This is a genomic window from Streptomyces sp. S4.7, assembly GCF_010384365.1.
In the GTDB taxonomy this organism is placed as follows: Bacteria; Actinomycetota; Actinomycetes; order Streptomycetales; family Streptomycetaceae; genus Streptomyces.
Map to the genome: position 1 here is coordinate 6,177,341 of NZ_CP048397.1, position 17,172 is coordinate 6,194,512.

14 protein-coding genes and 1 pseudogene are annotated in these 17,172 nt (G+C 68.7%); 11 read left to right on the top strand and 4 right to left on the bottom strand.

Features of this window, described 5'->3' with window-relative positions:
• The first annotated feature begins 19 nt into the window (after positions 1-19).
• From SSPS47_RS27570 to SSPS47_RS27580, 3 genes are all read left to right on the top strand, one after another.
• Entirely contained in the window at positions 20-865 is an 846-nt protein-coding gene (locus tag SSPS47_RS27570; protein WP_203183152.1) for a DUF429 domain-containing protein, read from the top strand.
• 126 nt (positions 866-991) lie between these two features.
• Positions 992-2,299: a hypothetical protein gene (locus tag SSPS47_RS27575; protein ID WP_164253313.1), complete on the top strand. Its 1,308-nt coding sequence runs from the start codon at positions 992-994 to the stop codon at positions 2,297-2,299.
• Between the two features lie 41 nt (positions 2,300-2,340).
• Positions 2,341-3,213: a hypothetical protein gene (locus SSPS47_RS27580; protein WP_164253314.1), complete on the top strand. Its 873-nt coding sequence runs from the start codon at positions 2,341-2,343 to the stop codon at positions 3,211-3,213.
• 43 nt (positions 3,214-3,256) lie between these two features.
• Here the strand turns inward: SSPS47_RS27580 and SSPS47_RS35670 are convergent.
• Positions 3,257-3,501: pseudogene (locus SSPS47_RS35670) on the bottom strand (IS701 family transposase); the annotation flags it as partial.
• Positions 3,502-3,745: 244 nt separating this feature from the next.
• Here SSPS47_RS35670 and SSPS47_RS27585 point away from each other — a divergent pair.
• The 5 genes from SSPS47_RS27585 (at position 3,746) to SSPS47_RS27610 (ending at position 9,377) form a co-directional block, all read left to right on the top strand.
• Positions 3,746-6,652 carry a putative dsRNA-binding protein gene (locus tag SSPS47_RS27585; RefSeq protein ID WP_239065076.1) on the top strand — a complete coding sequence of 969 codons (2,907 nt, stop codon included), beginning with the start codon at positions 3,746-3,748 and terminating at the stop codon, positions 6,650-6,652.
• 136 nt (positions 6,653-6,788) lie between these two features.
• Entirely contained in the window at positions 6,789-7,244 is a 456-nt protein-coding gene (locus SSPS47_RS27595) for a hypothetical protein (RefSeq protein WP_164253315.1), read from the top strand.
• A 2-nt stretch (positions 7,245-7,246) separates the two neighbouring features.
• Positions 7,247-7,780 (top strand): hypothetical protein, encoded by a 534-nt coding sequence (locus SSPS47_RS27600; RefSeq protein ID WP_164253316.1) that lies wholly within the window; start codon positions 7,247-7,249, stop codon positions 7,778-7,780.
• 24 nt (positions 7,781-7,804) lie between these two features.
• A complete protein-coding gene (locus SSPS47_RS27605; protein ID WP_164253317.1) occupies positions 7,805-8,032 on the top strand; it encodes a hypothetical protein in 228 nt (75 codons plus the stop codon).
• Positions 8,033-8,216: 184 nt separating this feature from the next.
• Positions 8,217-9,377 carry a hypothetical protein gene (locus tag SSPS47_RS27610; protein WP_164253318.1) on the top strand — a complete coding sequence of 387 codons (1,161 nt, stop codon included), beginning with the start codon at positions 8,217-8,219 and terminating at the stop codon, positions 9,375-9,377.
• Positions 9,378-9,455: 78 nt separating this feature from the next.
• Here SSPS47_RS27610 and SSPS47_RS27615 read toward each other — a convergent pair whose 3' ends face one another.
• The 3 genes from SSPS47_RS27615 to SSPS47_RS27625 form a co-directional block, all read right to left on the bottom strand.
• On the bottom strand, positions 9,456-10,241 hold the full coding sequence (locus SSPS47_RS27615; protein WP_164253319.1) for a hypothetical protein: 786 nt from the start codon (positions 10,239-10,241) through the stop codon (positions 9,456-9,458).
• Between the two features lie 424 nt (positions 10,242-10,665).
• Complete coding sequence (locus SSPS47_RS27620) at positions 10,666-12,195, bottom strand: UDP-N-acetylglucosamine 1-carboxyvinyltransferase (protein WP_164253320.1); 1,530 nt, start codon at positions 12,193-12,195, stop codon at positions 10,666-10,668.
• 139 nt (positions 12,196-12,334) lie between these two features.
• Positions 12,335-12,535 (bottom strand): DUF4236 domain-containing protein, encoded by a 201-nt coding sequence (locus SSPS47_RS27625; RefSeq protein ID WP_147875161.1) that lies wholly within the window; start codon positions 12,533-12,535, stop codon positions 12,335-12,337.
• A gap of 226 nt (positions 12,536-12,761) precedes the next feature.
• Between SSPS47_RS27625 and SSPS47_RS27630 the strand changes: the two genes are divergently transcribed.
• From SSPS47_RS27630 to acnA, 3 genes are all read left to right on the top strand, one after another.
• Positions 12,762-13,343: a YdeI/OmpD-associated family protein gene (locus tag SSPS47_RS27630; protein WP_164253322.1), complete on the top strand. Its 582-nt coding sequence runs from the start codon at positions 12,762-12,764 to the stop codon at positions 13,341-13,343.
• 189 nt (positions 13,344-13,532) lie between these two features.
• Complete coding sequence (locus SSPS47_RS27635; RefSeq protein WP_164253323.1) at positions 13,533-14,204, top strand: dihydrofolate reductase family protein; 672 nt, start codon at positions 13,533-13,535, stop codon at positions 14,202-14,204.
• A 178-nt stretch (positions 14,205-14,382) separates the two neighbouring features.
• Positions 14,383-17,097: an aconitate hydratase AcnA gene (gene acnA / locus SSPS47_RS27640; RefSeq protein ID WP_164255075.1), complete on the top strand. Its 2,715-nt coding sequence runs from the start codon at positions 14,383-14,385 to the stop codon at positions 17,095-17,097.
• Positions 17,098-17,172 lie beyond the last annotated feature (75 nt).

Genomic DNA, 17,172 nt, shown 5'->3' on the forward strand with positions numbered 1-17,172 from the left:
ACACGGAGGGGAGTTCCAGATGCAGGTGAAGCCCGTGATAGCGCAGGCTGACGATGTAGTGGAGGACGGCGCCATGGTGACAGTGGGCGTTGATCTGGCCGGGCGCACCGGAACTACAGGCGTGTGCCGCGTGACGTGGGGTCGGCGACCTACGGCTGAACTGCTTCCCGCGAAACACGACGACGACCTGTTGGCAGCGATGCGGTCCGCGGACATGACGGGGCTGGACTCGCCCCTGGGCTGGCCGGTTGCCTTCACAGCCCTGCTCACTGCGCACCGGACCGGTGTCGAGCTACCTGCGCTCGCTAACCACGCAGCGTGCGCCGACGGTCGCCCCGGACTCGGCAATACCTTCACTCACCGGCTGACCGATGACGTGGCGTGGAAGCGCACTGGGGCGGGCAAGCAGCGTCCGCTGTCGGTGTCGGCCGACAAGCTCGGCATCGTCGCCATCCGCGCGGTCGGCCTGCTGGCTCGGCTGGCCGAGGGCGGTCCGGCGATACCGCGCGACGGCTCGGGTCCAGTTGTCGAGGTCTACCCGGCGTTCGCGCTGATCCAGTGGGGACTCGCCCCGGAGGGGACCTATAAGGGCAAGGACGCCACGGCTGCGCGGTCCCGGATTCTTGCCGGTCTCGAGGCCGGCCTAGACCTGGACCTGTCCGACCGGGTTCGTGTCCGGTGTGTGGCCAGCGACCACGACCTGGACGCCCTGATCTCGGCGGTCGTCGCACGGGCCGCAGCGTGTGGGATGACCCATTCGCCGACCACTGAGGAGGAGCATGCCATGGCCGCGGTCGAGGGCTGGATGCATCTCCCTCGACGAGACCTTCCGCTCACCGCTGTGCGGGACGGAGTAGCTCTCTGACCTCCTCGCGAATCCGCTCGACTCACACCGTCCGGTCCAGCTGGAGCACCACCTCGAGTCCGTGAAGGTCCTGCCCCGCCGAGGCAAACGGCCGGGCGCTATGCCGCGGCCGTCACCCTGCACGAGATGGCGAGCGGCGAGCGGCCGTTGTGGGGCGACGGGCGCACCGACCCGCTCACCAACGAGTCCGCCGAACTGCACATTGCCGGTGAACTCTTCCACCGCCTCTTGCAGTCGGGCCTGACCGCCTTCTTCCGGCGCGCCCTGCACCGCGACATCGAGCACCGCTTCGACACCCTCCGGCAGATGAAGGACGCCTGGCAGAAGGTGTTCCGGGACGCCGACAGCGACCTGCCGCCGACGACCCCGTCCACCGTGGGTTCCGAGGGGGAGGACGCGGAGCAGGCACGGGACCGCGCAGCCCTGGCAGCCGGCGCGGAGACGGAGCTGGAAGTCGCCGGTCTGTCGCCACGCGCGGTCACGGTGGCCGCGGGCCTCGGCGCAACAACGGTCGGGCAGCTGCTGGAGATCCAGCCGTCGGTCATCCACAAGACCCGCGGCGCCGGTCCGCTGGTCCGCAAGGAGCTGAACCGCCGTCGCAGTCAGTGGGCGGCGGCACTGCGCGGGAAGCCCGCCGCGGCTGCCGTGCTCAAGTCCGCCGCCTCCGTGAAGGAGGGGGGCCCGGAAGCGGGCGTCACCGGCATCCTGTCGGTCGACGACATGGCAGGGCTGTTGACCCCGGCGCCCGGCCGCAAGAGCTCGCACCGCGTCGACGTCGTACGGCTCACGCTCGGGCTGCCGCCCGAGGACGGCGGCCTCTCAGCACTGGGTGCCTGGCCCGTCCAGGCGCGGATCGCCGACCACCTCGACATCAAGCAGCCGCCGGTCTCCCGTCACCATCGAGCCGAGATCAAACGGTGGGCGGAGGCCGAGTGGTTGCGGCCGGTGTGCACCGAACTGGTTGAGATCGTCGCGAACTTCGGCCGCGTGATGACCGCCCCCGAGGCCGCGCAGGAGTTGCGTGCTCTCCACGGTGCCCAGGACGACACACCTGAACGTGTACTGGCCAGGTCACTGGCCGTCGTCCGGGCCGCCGTCGAGGCGGAGACCCGCGAGGAGGAGGGGCACGAGCCCCGGCTCGCCGTGCACCGGCGCGGTGACACGGTGCTGCTGGCGGCGGGGTCCCTGCCCGGCACCGACGACCCGAACCCCCACGAACTGGCGGACTACGCCGCGGCCCTCGGAACGAGCGCGGAGAAGCTCGCCGGCCGTGAGCCCCTCCCGGGCCGCGCCGAGGTGGTGCGGGAACTGCGTGCGGTACCGGCCCCGGAGTGCTTCGCGCCGCTCGCCGACACCCGACTGGTGGCGCTCCGCGCCGCCGTGGCAGCACAGGTCGAGTACAGCCCCGTCTCGAGCTGTACCGGCGTGACCTGAGCCTGGAACGCGCGCTGCGGATCTCGCAGGCGGGGGCTGGGATGCGTGCCGACCGTGGCATCACCGCGACGGAACTCGCCGCCCGGGTCCGGGCCCGCTTCCCGGATCTGGACGTCCTGGCCGATGTCCGGGAGCCCACGCACGTCGTCCTGGAGGACGCCCTTCAAGCGGCTCGCTTCGACCTCCGGCACAACGACGAGGCGGGACGCCTCTATTTCCCGGTGCCGAAATCGACCGGCCCCTGGTCCTCCACCGGCTCGCACACGAGCATGCTGCCCCCGGTCCGTGCGCACCTTCGCCGCGTGCCCGCCGACCCGCACGGCGCACTGCGCGAGCGGCTCGCCGAGAGCGCCCACCGCGGCGGCTTCCTCGCGCTCACGGTCAAGGTGGCCCGCCTGCCGGGCACGGCCGAGACGGTGGCTGCTCGCTTCCCGGTCGTTCCGGTCGACTTGGGGGCCTTGTTCCTGCGGGAGTTCAGGCGGCTCACGGCGGAGAAGGGCCAGGACTGGCAGGTGGTCCTCCGCGCCGATGCCGCCTCCGCCCCAGGCCGCATCAAGCCAGGCCTCGCCACCTTCGTCCGTGTCGTGTGGCAGCGTGTCGTAGAGGACCTCGACTCCCGTGCTTCCGAGCCGCGCACGGTTCTCTTCCTCCACGATGCGGGCCTGGTCTCCCGTTACTGGGACGAGGGCGGCCGTGCGTTCCTGGTCGCCCTCCAGGCCGCCGCCCGCCGCCCGCACGAGGGCCCGCACGGCCTGTGGCTGCTGTGCCCGGTGGAGTCCAGCACCCAGGACCCGCATCTGGACGGCAGCCAGGTCGAGGCGCTACGCAACGATGGTGAACTGGCTTACCTGGACGGGGGGTTCCTTACGGAGTGCCGCGGCGCAGCCCCATCGTCACCTTCGAGGAACGGTTGAGAACTCCAGTTGTAGAGCGTGAGTTTCATGCATGAGCGGCTTGTCACCGGTAGTGACTGGCTGGGCACGGGCTTGGTGACGACGTCGCCAGTGGGACCAATCGAGCCGGTGGGCTGTGCCGTAGACGAGTCGGACGACGAGCGTGTTGAACAGATGCTGGTCTCGTTGCAAGAGAGCGGTATCAATTTGTTTGGCCACGGGCGGCCGGCGCGTCCGCGTGGACGTGGTCAGGAAAGCGTGGGTGAGCGTGGTGAGGGTGACCCAGCGGTGTCAGGACACACGCCGCACCCCGGGCCGCCGACTGCACGAGTCGTTCGTCCCATCCGGAAGACTCACCCGAACTCCTGCCAAACGAATATGCAGCGACTTACGCTGATCAGGGGAGTCCCGCCGTGATCATCCGCAGGGATGGCGCACGGCGGCAGGAGGGGAAAGGACAGGCCGGGGAGGGTCGGCCCGCACACCGCCGGGGAGCGCACAGCCGCGCTTGGCAGTCGCTGCGGGCCGCGCCACCCGGTCGGGGGGAGGGGCTATGAACCGTTGGGTCGGCATCGTCGCGTTGAGGGAGCCCTCAGCGCCGACGCCTGTGCACCGCATCGCGCTCGCCATCGAGGCCGCGCGCAGACGCACGTCCTACCGGCTGGGCAGCAGGGACGTGCCGTACGCGCGGATGCGGGCGGCGCTGCGCACACTGGGGCAGGAGCACGCGCGTCACTACGAGTGGGAGCGGTACACGTACTGCGTCGAACTGGCGGGAGACTTCTTCGACGGAGGACAACCACCGGCCGGGCTGCCCTTCTGGCTCATGGCCGAGCTCCAGGACGTTTTAGACGGCAGGAACGCCCCGAGCAGGGCGGTCGGCGGGCGGATCAAGCGGTTCTCGGCGCGGAAGCCCCAGCGCTCCGACCGCCACCGAGTACCAGTGCCGCCACCACGCCGGAGCAAGCGCCCGGCAGTCCGGGACATCCGGCCCGCACAGCCCAAGGCCGGCCACCGCCCGCCGCCCGAGAGGGTCGAACCGTACGCCCGCGTCGCACGGCAACTGGAGGTCCGCGACATCGACCGTCCCGCGCTGTGCGAGCCACCCGCCGCCCTCGTCGGCACCTTCGGAGAGGTCGTGCGCGCGGTCGTACAGGAGAAGGCCGGGAATTGGGCGGCCGGCTCCGAGACGACGGCCTGGCTCGGGCTCGCGTCCTCGCACCGCAGCCACCTCTATGAGAGCGGACTGTCCGAGGCGGCCGTCAGCCCTCTGGTGCTAGGCATGCTCGACCGGCTCGGACGCACCACGCTCGCCGTCGTCCTGCTCGACGCGTACACCAAGTCCCAGCGGCCGGAGAAGGTGGGGACGCAGTCGGCCGAGCACAACCGACGCTGGACGGTCGGCGCGCGCGCCCTCGGCCAGTGGGCCATGGGATGCGGGCTGGTCCGCATGGGGAGCGGCGAGGCCCAGCGTCCCGCGCCGTCCGTCGCGGAGACCGTCGCCCGGCAGATCCTCGGCACCCTCAGCCTGCTCGGCGCTCACGAGACCGCCCGGCGGCTGGTCGAGGCCGTCTGTGACGGCCTCGACCAGCCAGTCGACGAGGCCGGTGGAGCGGACCCCACCACCAAGGCGCAGGAGGTCTTCGCCAAGGAAGGCCTGACGTTCGAGTACGACGAGGACGGCCCGGACCACAGCAAGACCTTCCTCGCCACCGCACGCACCCGCACCGGCCGCGTGGCGGTGGGCACTGGAGCGAACAAGAAAACCGCACGGGCAGCCGCATCCCGTGCCCTGCTGCGTGATCACCCGCCGACCGACGCGAAGGTCTCCGCTGCCACCCGTCCGGGAGCCGCCGCGACCGCAGGGCCCACCGAGCCGCCGCGCTCGTACCGGACCGCGCACCCGGCACACCAGGACGCTGTCGCCGACCTGCTCGCCATGTTCGAACTGAGCGGCGACCAGGCACGCGGGCTGCTGACTCAGGCGCTCACCCACTCCTCGTACGTCTACGAGAATGCCCCCGCGGCGACCGCTGCCCGGCAGCGCGACAACCAACTGCTCGCCCATCACGGTTCAGTGGTCCTAGACCATTTGAGCACGCTCACCAAAACCCGCCGTGTCCTCGTACATGGGCTGGTGCCGGACGAGGACGAGGCCCGTATTCACACCCCCGCCAACGAGGACACCGTACGCCTCGGTGCTGCCCTCGCCATCGCCGAAGGTGTGTTGGCGGGGCACGGGGCGGACAAGCAGCGGATCGGCATGGCCGCTGACGGCGCCCAGGCCGTCGTCGCGGCGGCATGGCGCGCCCATGGGCCCCGGCTGCTACGTCGCCGCCCGGTCGTCCTGGACGACTGGCTCACCGAACTCGAACACCGGCACGACCCGACAACCGTCCTTAACTACCTCGCGAGCGCCTTTGGGATGACGTATACGTTCGAGCACCAGCTCACCGGCCTGGATCACATGCAGTCCTTCACCTCGACCCTTGTTCTGTGCGATGCCCGCGGCCGCACTCAGCGGTGGACCGTGGCTCCTGAGGGACCGGGCTCCAAGACCGACGCCGACCGGGCAGTCGCCCAGGAGGTGCTCGACATCCTCGCCGCTCCGGCCGACGACCTCGTGGAAGCCCTCACAGACCCCGAACGTGGTCTGCTGACCTACCTCCTCCGTGCCCAGCTCGACGGACTCGGCCAGACGACAGAGCGGCAGCGCACACGCATCGTGTCCCGCGGCGAACTCGGCACGGACCTCCTCGTCACCGGTGACACCGAAGCCTTCCTCACCTGGTCCGATCGCATCACGGTCCTTCTGGGGACGGACGGCACCAAGGCACTCGAAGTGTCCGAGGCACTACGGGAGTTGTACCGCAAGGTCATCGACGATGCCCGGCGCGGACCGCGCTCCCTGCTCCGCCGGATGGCGGCGGACGCGGGCACCGTCACGGCCGACGCAGTGCGGCGGCATGCCGCCGATGCCGTTCGGCGCGCACTCGCCACGGGACCTCGGACCGCCTCTGTACGCGATGTCGTCCAGGACTGGTGGCGAGACCAGGCACCGCACACCGGCGTCACCGTCCGCGACGATATGCGGCTGGAAAGCTTCCTGCCCCTGCCCGTCCACCTGAGTGCCCTGCGCGAGACGCTGACCTGGTGCGGCGAGGCCGCCGCAGCCGCCGGAACCCGGATCGACATCGAGCTGACCGTTCAGGACGGCACCCTCCACCTGTGGATCGGGCTGCCCGGCATCGACGTGGGTGTTGCCTGCGACGACTTCGCCCAGCTTCTTTCGCGCACCTTGCCGTACACGGACTGTCTCGTCGACGACGACCACGTCCTGCTCCGCCTTCACCGCCGGCCCGAGCGCCACCCGCTGGCCCCGCTGGCGGCGGCGGGACTCGACGCCTACATGACCGCTTCCACCGCGAAGAAGGAACCGATCTCCTGTGTCACCCCGTAAATCCGCCGTCGCCCACCAACACGGCGACTGGGCGGTCCCGTACCAGCCGGCTGACATCGCAGACCTAGACCCGAGGACCGCGAGCCGACGCGGCGGGATCCCCAGGCCGCCGATGCAAGATGCCGTCCACCGGCTCGTGGAGGCCGAGGGACCGATCCACCGTGAAGTCCTGGTGCGTCACCTGGGCGAGTTGCTCTACGAGCCTCAGCCCGCACGCATCAGGGGGCGGGTGGAAGACGCCGCGGACCGGCTGGTCGCCGAAGAACGTGTCAGCGAAACGAACGGCTTCTTCGATCTGCCCGACCGCACCTGCACCTACGCGCGTTGGCCGCTTCCTGGCCTCACCAAACGCCCGGCCGAACACGTCTCACCCGCCGAGCGGCAAAGGGCGCTTCTCGGCCTCGTCGAGGACCGGCCCGGTTTGCTCAATGCCGAACAGGCCGTCGCCGCAGCCGCCGGCTTTTTTGGCTGGTCGCCGCGCGCGGGCGGCGCCCCTCCCCGACTGATGTCCGACCTGTACCTGCTGCGGGACACCGGAGTCCTCACCGGCTGGCCGGACAGACTCGAACCCGCAACCGGGGCCGGTAAGTGATCATGTCAGTCGAACGATCGATACCTTTCTCCAAGGTGCCTGAACCGGAGGTGGCCCGGAGACCGAAACGGTTCATGGTGATTGGTCTGACAGCCCTGGTGGCCGTCGGTGGCGTCGGCGCGATACTCGCCGTGCGGGAACCATGGGTGGACAGGACTCCCTTCACCGCACGCAGCTACAGCGTGCTCGGCGCCGCCCTTGTTCGTGGACGAGGGCAACGGAACCTGTCATGCGAAAAGTGCGGCGTCACGGAAAAGTTGCTCGGAGAGGACAAGCAAGTCCTGGCGACCGGCCACGGACAGGGCGGAGAGATTCTGTCCTCCGAGTACGGCGACGCTGCCGGCGACTGCCTCGCGTACACGGCATTCACCGGCGTCCCGGCGGGTGAGGACGCCTATTTCCTCTCTTCCGACGACCGGCTGTACAGGGCCGACGGCAAGGGGGTCGGACCGACCGAGGAGTCGGAGATTGATCTGCGCCAGTCGCTGAGCGAGGCCAAGGAAGGCTGGCTGGACTTCCGTGCCTCTACCGGCTGAGGTGGCAAAGCGACAGGTCGTGTCGTGTCAGGGGTGCGCCGGCTCTTCGAAGCCGCCTCCCGCCGTCCGGACAAGGGCTCGCACGGCCTGTGGCCGCTGTGCCCGGCGGAGTTCCGCCTCCAGGACCCGCATCTGGACGGCAACCCGGTCGAGGCGCTGCGCAACGATGGTGAACTGGCCTACCTGGAGGGGGTTCCTCCAGGAATCGGCGTAGAAGGCGGAAGCGGAGCGGTCAGTCTGCGGGCCCGGTAAAAATGCGTCCATGGTTGCGATCATCAAGTGCCGTGATTACGAGTACCCGTACCTCAAGACTCTCGAGGAGCTTCACCAATCTCGGCGACACGACTGGGAGTGGACGGTTACGCGGCCAAGCGACTTGTGGCCCAAGGGTAGACATCTGCTTCTGATAGCAACTGCCGACTCCTACGGACAGTTCATGATCACTCGCCTGGGGAGGTCTTCCAGAGGTAAAAAGGCAGCGGACAAGGAACAGCAACTCCGTGTTACTTACGTCCGCGAGCTCCCACGGCCTCTTCCCCTCCGTGAACTCCTTGCCGGCTTGCCCTCGCGTCTCCAGCGCCACCTCGTCGAGGAGGGACAGCAGACCAAGAGGACGGGCGAGGCGATACGGGCCCTGCTGATCGAACTCCGGCCCGAACTGGGCGCAGTCGTCAACATGATCGAGGACGCCACCGCCCCGTGGGACTTCGGAAACAAGCGCGCGGGGCAAGAGCTGGCGCTGCAACGCGACGCCACCCTCGCCGTTACGCGCATGGCAGGCTTTCGAGTCCCTCGCCTCGCCGAATGGGATCCCCCGGCCGAAGAGCTTTACGACGACAGGATGCCGCCTCTGTTCCTCGACCTCATGATGGGCGATCAACCGGCGCTCGAGGACCATCTGGTCAACCATGACACCCGCACGATGCTGGGGTGGATCAGCGAAGAGACCAACCACGTGGCGTGGCGCGAGTTCCGTGAGTACGACCGGACCCTCCTGGTGGTCAACGCCAACCGCACTCCGGCGGAGCGACTTCTCGGCTGCGACATCATTTTCTACAACGTCTCGCGCCACAGCCTCGTCTTCGTGCAGTACAAGAAGCTCAACGCGGAACGAGGGGGCTTCTACTACCCGAACAGCGACCGGAACCTTGCCAAGGAGCTGCTCCGGATGCGGAGCCTGGACCGCTATGCGGAGTCGCAGGCCGGTGTGGGTGGGGAGCAACGACTGGACGCCAGCCCGAGTTGGATCAAGCTCTGCCATCCGCGTTCCGTGCTTCCGCACACCAACGAGATGATCCACGGGATGTACTTCTCCCGCCGACAGTTCGAGTCGCTGAGTGACGACGCCCGGTTGAAGGACGGCAACAACGGCGCTTTGCGCTTCGGCTTCAAGAACGTCCCGGGCTACCTCGACAACACCCTGTTCGCGCGCCTCGTGGAAACGGGCCAGATCGGTACGACCGGCACGAGCACCGATCTCGTCCGCCAGCAGGTGATCCGGAGTTTCCGAGGCCAGCGCAATCTGGTGCTCGCGGCGCTCAGCGGTGAGGAGCCGCCGCAGGCGCAGCGGAACGCGCAGCGCCGCGAGGGACGCTGAGCGTGTGACTCGGCCCGTAGGACGGTGGCGGCGGCCGGCTGAGCGCGCTCCGCGTCACGGGACGGCTGCCGCCCGCCGTCACACGGGCATCCGGGGCACACCGCCCCGGCGGCTGATGCCGAAGGCGAGGCGGTAGATGTCGGGCAGGTCGACGGTGTCCGTGCCCCGCCTGGTCACGATGCCGAGGTCGTCGAGCTCCTCGAGGAGTGCCACGGGATCGTCGATGTTGTGCGGGCTGCTGCCTCCCTTCTCGCTCTCCAGCAGGGCCCGCACCTTCGAGGCGAGCGATCCCACGTGCCAGGCGTAGTGCACGGTGGTCGCCTCCATCGGGAACTGGTTGCCTTCGAGTTGTTCGACGGCGAGCGCCGCCCACCCAAGATCGTCCTTGAGTTCGGCCACGCGGATAGCGGAGGCAGTGCTTAGGCTTTCGGAGATGGCCTCGTAGTGCAGGGGCACAGGATGCCCGGCCCAGCGCTCGCCCGTCAGCCGCGCCGCCTTGCCCAGGCTGGACAGCCGGGTCCGCGGGCTCACCTGGGCGTTGCCGTCCTGCAGATGGTTCGGAATCCAGGTGTAGGTGTGGCCTTTACGCCGGTCCTTGCCCATGAACGGCCCCGCAAGGCTGATGAAGACCTCTTCCTGCCGCTTCTGGTCGGCGAGGAGCGCCACCGGGGGCAGATACCGTCCGTCGCCCTCCGCGCGCCACTCTCCCGTCGCCTCGCGGAACTTCTTCGCCTCGGGACCGTCGTAGTTGCCGAGCTGGTGGAAGAGGAGCCCGTAGAGGTTCTCGCGGCTCCAGCTGAGGTTGGTCGCGTTCGCGCCGAGTTTGGAGGCGTCCGCGAACGCTTTGGGCGCGCTGTCGTACATGTCGGGCCGTACGAAGATTTTGGCGCGCAGTGTTCCGGTGGTGAGCCGCAGTTCCAGCGCGAACGAGCTCGGCGACCTGCTGGCCGGTGCGCGTGGAGGTCCGGGCTGGAACTGGCCGTAGCGGTGTAGTGCGCTTGATGCGCGTGCGCGGCGAGGACTGAACTCTGAATCTCAGGAACGCCAGTGGCACCGTCGGTGCGGACATTGCGAGGCCCCTTTGGCGAGCACTCTCCGTGAAGGCTGACGGATACTCAGATATCTCTGATGCATCGTCACCAATTTAAGATCATCTTGCACGTGCGTTGCACAAGGTGATGGAAAACAGCGATGATCAATGAAGGGTCCCGCAAGTGCGTAACAGCAGGTCAGCAGGCATTTAGGAGTGTCTTGCCCCTCATCTCCTAGGGGCACGACACTCCGCCAATCAGATGTCCCGGAAGATCTCGATCTGCGCGCCCACCGAGTTCAGCCGCTCCGCCAGGTCCTCGTAACCGCGGTTGATCACATACACGTTGCGCAGCACCGACGTGCCCTCCGCCGCCATCATCGCCAGCAGCACGACCACGGCGGGACGCAGCGCCGGCGGGCACATCATCTCCGCCGCGCGCCAGCGGGTCGGGCCCTCCACCAGGACCCGGTGCGGGTCCAGGAGCTGGAGCCGGCCGCCGAGGCGGTTGAGGTCCGTCAGATAGATGGCGCGGTTGTCGTAGACCCAGTCATGGATCAGGGTCGTGCCCTGCGCGACGGCCGCGATCGCCGCGAAGAACGGCACGTTGTCGATGTTCAGGCCCGGGAAGGGCATCGGGTGGATCTTGTCGATCGGCGACTCCAGCTTCGAGGGCCGTACGGTCAGGTCCACCAGCCGCGTACGGCCGTTGTCCGCCGGGTACTCGGGCGTACGGTCGTGGTCCAGGCCCATCTCCTCCAGCACCGCGAGCTCGATCTCCAGGAACTCGATCGGTACCCGGCGGATCGTCAGCTCGGACTCGGTGACCACGGCGGCGGCGATCAGGCTCATGGCCTCGACCGGGTCCTCGGAGGGGGAGTAGTCCACATCGGTGTCGATGCTCGGCACACCGTGCACGGTGAGCGTGGTCGTGCCGACGCCGTCGACCCGTACCCCGAGCGCGTCCAGGAAGAAGCACAGGTCCTGGACCATGTAGTTCGACGACGCGTTGCGGATGACGGTGACACCGTCGTGCCGGGCGGCGGCCAGCAGCGCGTTCTCGGTGACCGTGTCGCCGCGTTCGGTCAGCACGATGGGCCGGTCGGGTGACGCCGAGCGGTCGACCACCGCGTGGTACAGCCCCTCGGTCGCCGTGATGTCCAGGCCGAAGCGGCGCAGCGCGATCATGTGCGGCTCGATGGTGCGCGTACCGAGGTCGCAGCCGCCCGCGTACGGCAGCAGGAAGTTGTCCATGCGGTGCAGCAGCGGGCCGAGGAACATGATGATCGAGCGGGTACGGCGGGCGGCTTCCGCGTCCATGGCGGCCATGTCCAGCTCCGCCGGCGGCACGATCTCCAGATCCATGCCGTCGTTGATCCAACGGGTGCGTACACCGATGGAGTTGAGCACCTCGAGGAGCCGGTAGACCTCCTCGATACGCGCCACCCGACGCAGGACGGTGCGCCCCTTGTTGAGCAGCGAGCCGCAGAGCAGGGCCACACAGGCGTTCTTGCTCGTCTTGACGTCGATGGAGCCGGAGAGCCGACGTCCGCCGACCACCCGCAGATGCATCGGACCGGCGTATCCGAGCGACACGATCTCACTGTCGAGCGCCTCACCGATGCGCGCGATCATCTCAAGGCTGATGTTCTGGTTGCCGCGCTCGATGCGGTTCACGGCGCTCTGGCTGGTGGCCAGCGCTTCGGCGAGCTGTGTCTGTGTCCAGCCCCGGTGCTGCCTGGCGTCACGGATGAGCTTGCCGATGCGTACGAGGTAGTCGTCTGCCATGGCGCCAGGTTATCTCATATGTGAGATGAGTGAGCTTGTGGGGTGCGCCATTCGTGGAGCCCCTGCCACGCCCTCCATCCTGGCCCGGCCCGCGGTGGTCGGCGACCGGGGCGCGGCCGGACGGGTTCACCCGACCGGTTCAGCGGCTGCGGCGCTTGGTTGTGGTCTTGCGCCAGCCGAAGGGGCCGGGCAGATCCATCGACGTGGTCCGCCGGCCGGTGCTGCTCGTGGTGTGCCGTGGGCCCTTTCCGCCGCCGCTGGTGATGGACCACGACCGCTTGTTGATGTTGAGCCGTACGCCCGGCAGGATGCGGATGCTCTTACGGAAGGTGATCGGCACGGTGGTCTCCTCAAGTCGGACCGGATGAAGTCCCGTTGGGAGTACGGGTTTCCCGTGGTCGCCCATGCATGTATGCCGGTGCGGACATTGACGGAGCGTCACGAGCCGCCGACGACGGCACGGCCGCCCCGCACGCTTTCCCGACCGGGCTCCGACCGCGCTCCGACCGGGGTCCGTCCGGTCATTCAGGACAGGATCTGACCTGAATGATGGTTAGCGTGGCGGTATGGAATCGATCGACGGAGTGGAAATCCTCGCGTTCGCGGACGGCGCCGAGCTGGAGGCGTGGCTGGCCGACCACCACACGCTCCAGTCCGGCGTCTGGCTGAAGATCGGCAAGAAGAACTGCCCGCGGCCGGCGGTCGGTTACCTTCAGGCCGTCGAAGCCGGCCTCTGTTACGGCTGGATCGACGGCCAGGCCAGGTCCTACGACACGGACCACTATCTCCAGAGGTTCACACCCCGCCGGCCGAGGAGCGTGTGGTCGAAGGTCAACGTCGGACGGGCCGAGGTGCTCATCGAGGCCGGGCGGCTGCGCGAGCCGGGCCTCGCGCAGGTAAGGGCGGCGCAGGCGGACGGCCGGTGGGACGCGGCGTACGAGTCGCAGAAGAACGCGACCGTGCCGCCCGACCTGATCGCCGCGCTGGAGGGTGACAGCCGGGCGCGGGAGGCTTTCGAGCGGCTGGACAGGTCGACCCGGTACCGCGTGCTGCTCCGCCTGATGACCGCCCGCACCCCCGAGGTCAGGGCGGCGAGACTCGACCGCGCGCTCGCCGCGCTGGTGTCGGGCCGGACGCAGAGCCTGTGACCACCCCTACGATCTGTCCCATGAACCGTTACGAACCGGGCCAATTCCGGCGCGCCCGGTGAGCCGTACGGCGCGTCGCTCGCAACGGCGGGCGATCCGTGTCGAGATCGGTGGCGGCCGATCGACGTCCTTTCGACAGCGCGGACGCGTGCGTGCGCGAACGCGGCACCGACAGGCAGGAGCACTCTCATGACGGTCACCGTCACCGCCGACATGGTCATGTCGCTGGACGGCTACATCGCGGGCACCGGCCACAGCGTCGCCAACCCGGCGGGCCACGGCGCCGACCGGATCGGCGGCTGGATCCACGCCCAGTCCAGCTGGCGCGAGCGCTCGGGAATGACCGGCGGTGAGGCCGACCAGGACTCCGACATCATGCGCGAGTGGTTCGAGACGACCGGCGCGGTGGTCATGGGACGGCACATGTACGACTCCGGGGCGGACTTCTGGGGCGAGGACCCGCCGTTCCGCGCCCCGGTCTTCGTGCTGACCAACCGGCCGGGGTCCACCCTCGTCAAGGAGGGCGGCACCAGTTTCACCTTCGTCACCGACGGCATCCACAGCGCGCTCGACCGGGCCAAGGCCGTCTCCGGCGGCCGTAGCGTCGACATCGCCGGCGGCGCCGACACCGTCCAGCGGTATCTGAGGGCCCGCCTCGTCGACGAACTCCAACTGCATGTGATCCCCACGCTGCTCGGCGCCGGTCTCCGGCTCTTCGACAACCTCGGGACGGACACGCACGACCTCGAACCGGTCCGCGTGGTGGACACCCCCGGCGCCACCCACGTCAAGTACCGCGTCCTCAAGTGGCGGCGGCGGAAACCGGCGCCCGGGCATGACCTCGCAGCGGTCATGTACTAGAGTTATCTCGACATCGAGATATCTGCCGAAGGCGTACCGCAGCCGCCAGGCAGTAAGGCGAGCCTAACTTAGCCTTACCTTAGCGGATCGGCGAGCAGCCCGTTGGCGGCACCGCGCGGCGTCAGCCGCACATGCGTCGCGGCGCGGTAGTACGCGCACATTCATGAAGGAGACTGTCGTGTCGGCGAACAGCTTCGACGCCCGCAGCACGCTGCGCGTGGGCGACGAGTCGTACGAGATCTTCAGGCTGGACAAGGTCGAGGGCTCAGCGCGCCTCCCTTACAGCCTGAAGGTGCTGCTGGAGAACCTGCTCCGCACCGAGGACGGCGCGAACATCACCGCCGACCACATCCGCTCGATCGGTGGGTGGGACTCCCAGGCGCAGCCGAGCCAGGAGATCCAGTTCACCCCGGCCCGCGTGATCATGCAGGACTTCACCGGTGTGCCCTGCGTGGTGGACCTCGCCACCATGCGTGAGGCCGTCAAGGAGCTCGGCGGTGACGCCGCGAAGATCAACCCGCTGGCCCCGGCCGAGTTGGTCATCGACCACTCCGTCATCGCCGACAAGTTCGGCACGCCCGAGTCCTTCGCGCAGAACGTGGAGCTGGAGTACGGCCGCAACAAGGAGCGTTACCAGTTCCTGCGCTGGGGCCAGACCGCGTTCGACGAGTTCAAGGTCGTCCCGCCCGGCACCGGCATCGTCCACCAGGTCAACATCGAGCACCTGGCCCGCACCGTCATGGTCCGTAACGGCCAGGCGTACCCGGACACCCTCGTCGGCACCGACTCGCACACCACCATGGTCAACGGCCTCGGTGTGCTCGGCTGGGGCGTCGGCGGCATCGAGGCCGAGGCCGCGATGCTCGGACAGCCCGTCTCGATGCTCATCCCGCGCGTCGTCGGCTTCAAGCTGACCGGCGAGCTGACCCCGGGCACCACCGCCACCGACCTCGTCCTCACGATCACCGAGATGCTGCGGGGGCACGGTGTCGTCGGCAAGTTCGTCGAGTTCTACGGCGAGGGCGTCGGCGCCACGTCGCTCGCCAACCGCGCCACCATCGGCAACATGTCGCCGGAGTTCGGCTCGACCGCCGCGATCTTCCCGATCGACGACGAGACCATCAAGTACCTGAAGCTGACCGGCCGCGACGAGCAGCAGCTCGCGCTGGTCGAGGCGTACGCCAAGGAGCAGGGCCTCTGGCTCGACCCGGCAGCCGAGCCCGACTTCTCCGAGAAGCTGGAGCTCGACCTCGCCACGGTCGTCCCGTCCATCGCCGGGCCGAAGCGCCCGCAGGACCGCATCGTCCTGGCCGACGCCAAGCGGCAGTTCGCGCTCGACGTGCGCAACTACGTGACGGACGACGAGGAGGCGGGCAAGGAGTCCTTCCCGGCCTCCGACTCGCCGGCCTCCGCCAACGGTGTGCCGACACGCCCGACCCCGGTCACCACGCCCGACGGATCGACATACGAGATCGACCACGGCGCCGTCACCGTCGCCGCGATCACGTCCTGCACCAACACCTCGAACCCGTACGTGATGGTCGCCGCCGCGCTCGTCGCCAAGAAGGCCGTCGAGAAGGGCCTCACCCGCAAGCCGTGGGTCAAGACGACCCTGGCGCCGGGCTCGAAGGTCGTCACCGATTACTTCGACAAGGCCAACCTCACGCCGTACCTCGACAAGCTCGGCTTCAACCTGGTCGGTTACGGCTGCACGACCTGCATCGGCAACTCGGGCCCGCTGGACGAGGAGATCTCCAAGGCGGTCAACGACAACGACCTGGCCGTCGCCGCGGTCCTCTCCGGCAACCGCAACTTCGAGGGCCGGATCAACCCCGACGTCAAGATGAACTACCTGGCGTCCCCGCCGCTGGTCGTGGCCTACGCGATCGCCGGCTCCATGAAGGTCGACATCACGCGTGACGCGATCGGCGTCGACCAGGAGGGCAAGCCCGTCCACCTCGACGACATCTGGCCGACCGAGGCCGAGGTCAACGAGGTCGTCGCCTCCGCCATCGGCGAGGACATGTTCAACAAGTCCTACCAGGACGTCTTCGCGGGCGACGCCCAGTGGCAGGCGCTGTCGATCCCGACCGGCAACACCTTCGAGTGGGACCCGGAGTCGACCTACGTACGCAAGCCCCCGTACTTCGAGGGCATGACGATGGAGACGACCCCGGTCGCCGACATCACCGGCGCCCGTGTGCTCGCCATGCTGGGCGACTCGGTCACCACCGACCACATCTCCCCGGCCGGCGCGATCAAGGCGGACACCCCGGCGGGCAAGTACTTGACGGAGCACGGCGTCGGGCGGCGTGACTTCAACTCCTACGGCTCGCGCCGGGGCAACCACGAAGTCATGATCCGCGGCACGTTCGCCAACATCCGCCTGCGCAACCAGATCGCGCCCGGCACGGAGGGCGGCTACACCCGCGACTTCACGGCCGCGGACGGTCCGGTCTCCTTCATCTACGACGCCTCGCAGAACTACCAGGCGGCCGGCACCCCGCTGGTCGTCCTCGCGGGCAAGGAGTACGGCTCGGGCTCGTCCCGCGACTGGGCGGCGAAGGGCACGGCGCTGCTGGGCGTCAAGGCGGTCATCGCCGAGTCCTACGAGCGCATCCACCGCTCGAACCTGATCGGCATGGGCGTGCTCCCGCTCCAGTACCCGGAGGGCGGTTCGGCCCTGTCCTACGGCCTGACCGGCGAGGAGACGTTCACCTTCACGGGCGTCACCGCGCTCAACGACGGCACGACCCCGGCGACCGTCAAGGTCACCACGGACACGGGCGTGGAGTTCGACGCGGTGGTCCGCATCGACACCCCGGGCGAGGCGGACTACTACCGCAACGGCGGGATCATGCACTACGTGCTCCGCAGCCTGATCCGCAAGTAGGCCTGATCCACGCGTGGTCCGGTCCGCGAGCAACCCCGGCGGACTCGGGCGGCAGTTGACGAGGGGCCGTGTCCC

What these genes read in the sequence shown, in the direction of transcription:
- SSPS47_RS27600 (WP_164253316.1), top strand. Translation starts at nt 7,247, where the DNA reads ATGTCAGTCGAACGATCGATACCTTTCTCCAAGGTGCCTGAACCGGAG.
- SSPS47_RS27635 (WP_164253323.1), top strand. Translation starts at nt 13,533, where the DNA reads ATGACGGTCACCGTCACCGCCGACATGGTCATGTCGCTGGACGGCTAC.
- SSPS47_RS27620 (WP_164253320.1), bottom strand. Translation starts at nt 12,195, where the DNA reads ATGGCAGACGACTACCTCGTACGCATCGGCAAGCTCATCCGTGACGCC.
- SSPS47_RS27570 (WP_203183152.1), top strand. Translation starts at nt 20, where the DNA reads ATGCAGGTGAAGCCCGTGATAGCGCAGGCTGACGATGTAGTGGAGGAC.
- SSPS47_RS27630 (WP_164253322.1), top strand. Translation starts at nt 12,762, where the DNA reads ATGGAATCGATCGACGGAGTGGAAATCCTCGCGTTCGCGGACGGCGCC.
- SSPS47_RS27575 (WP_164253313.1), top strand. Translation starts at nt 992, where the DNA reads ATGGCGAGCGGCGAGCGGCCGTTGTGGGGCGACGGGCGCACCGACCCG.
- SSPS47_RS27580 (WP_164253314.1), top strand. Translation starts at nt 2,341, where the DNA reads ATGCGTGCCGACCGTGGCATCACCGCGACGGAACTCGCCGCCCGGGTC.
- SSPS47_RS27585 (WP_239065076.1), top strand. Translation starts at nt 3,746, where the DNA reads ATGAACCGTTGGGTCGGCATCGTCGCGTTGAGGGAGCCCTCAGCGCCG.
- SSPS47_RS27610 (WP_164253318.1), top strand. Translation starts at nt 8,217, where the DNA reads ATGATCACTCGCCTGGGGAGGTCTTCCAGAGGTAAAAAGGCAGCGGAC.
- SSPS47_RS27615 (WP_164253319.1), bottom strand. Translation starts at nt 10,241, where the DNA reads ATGTACGACAGCGCGCCCAAAGCGTTCGCGGACGCCTCCAAACTCGGC.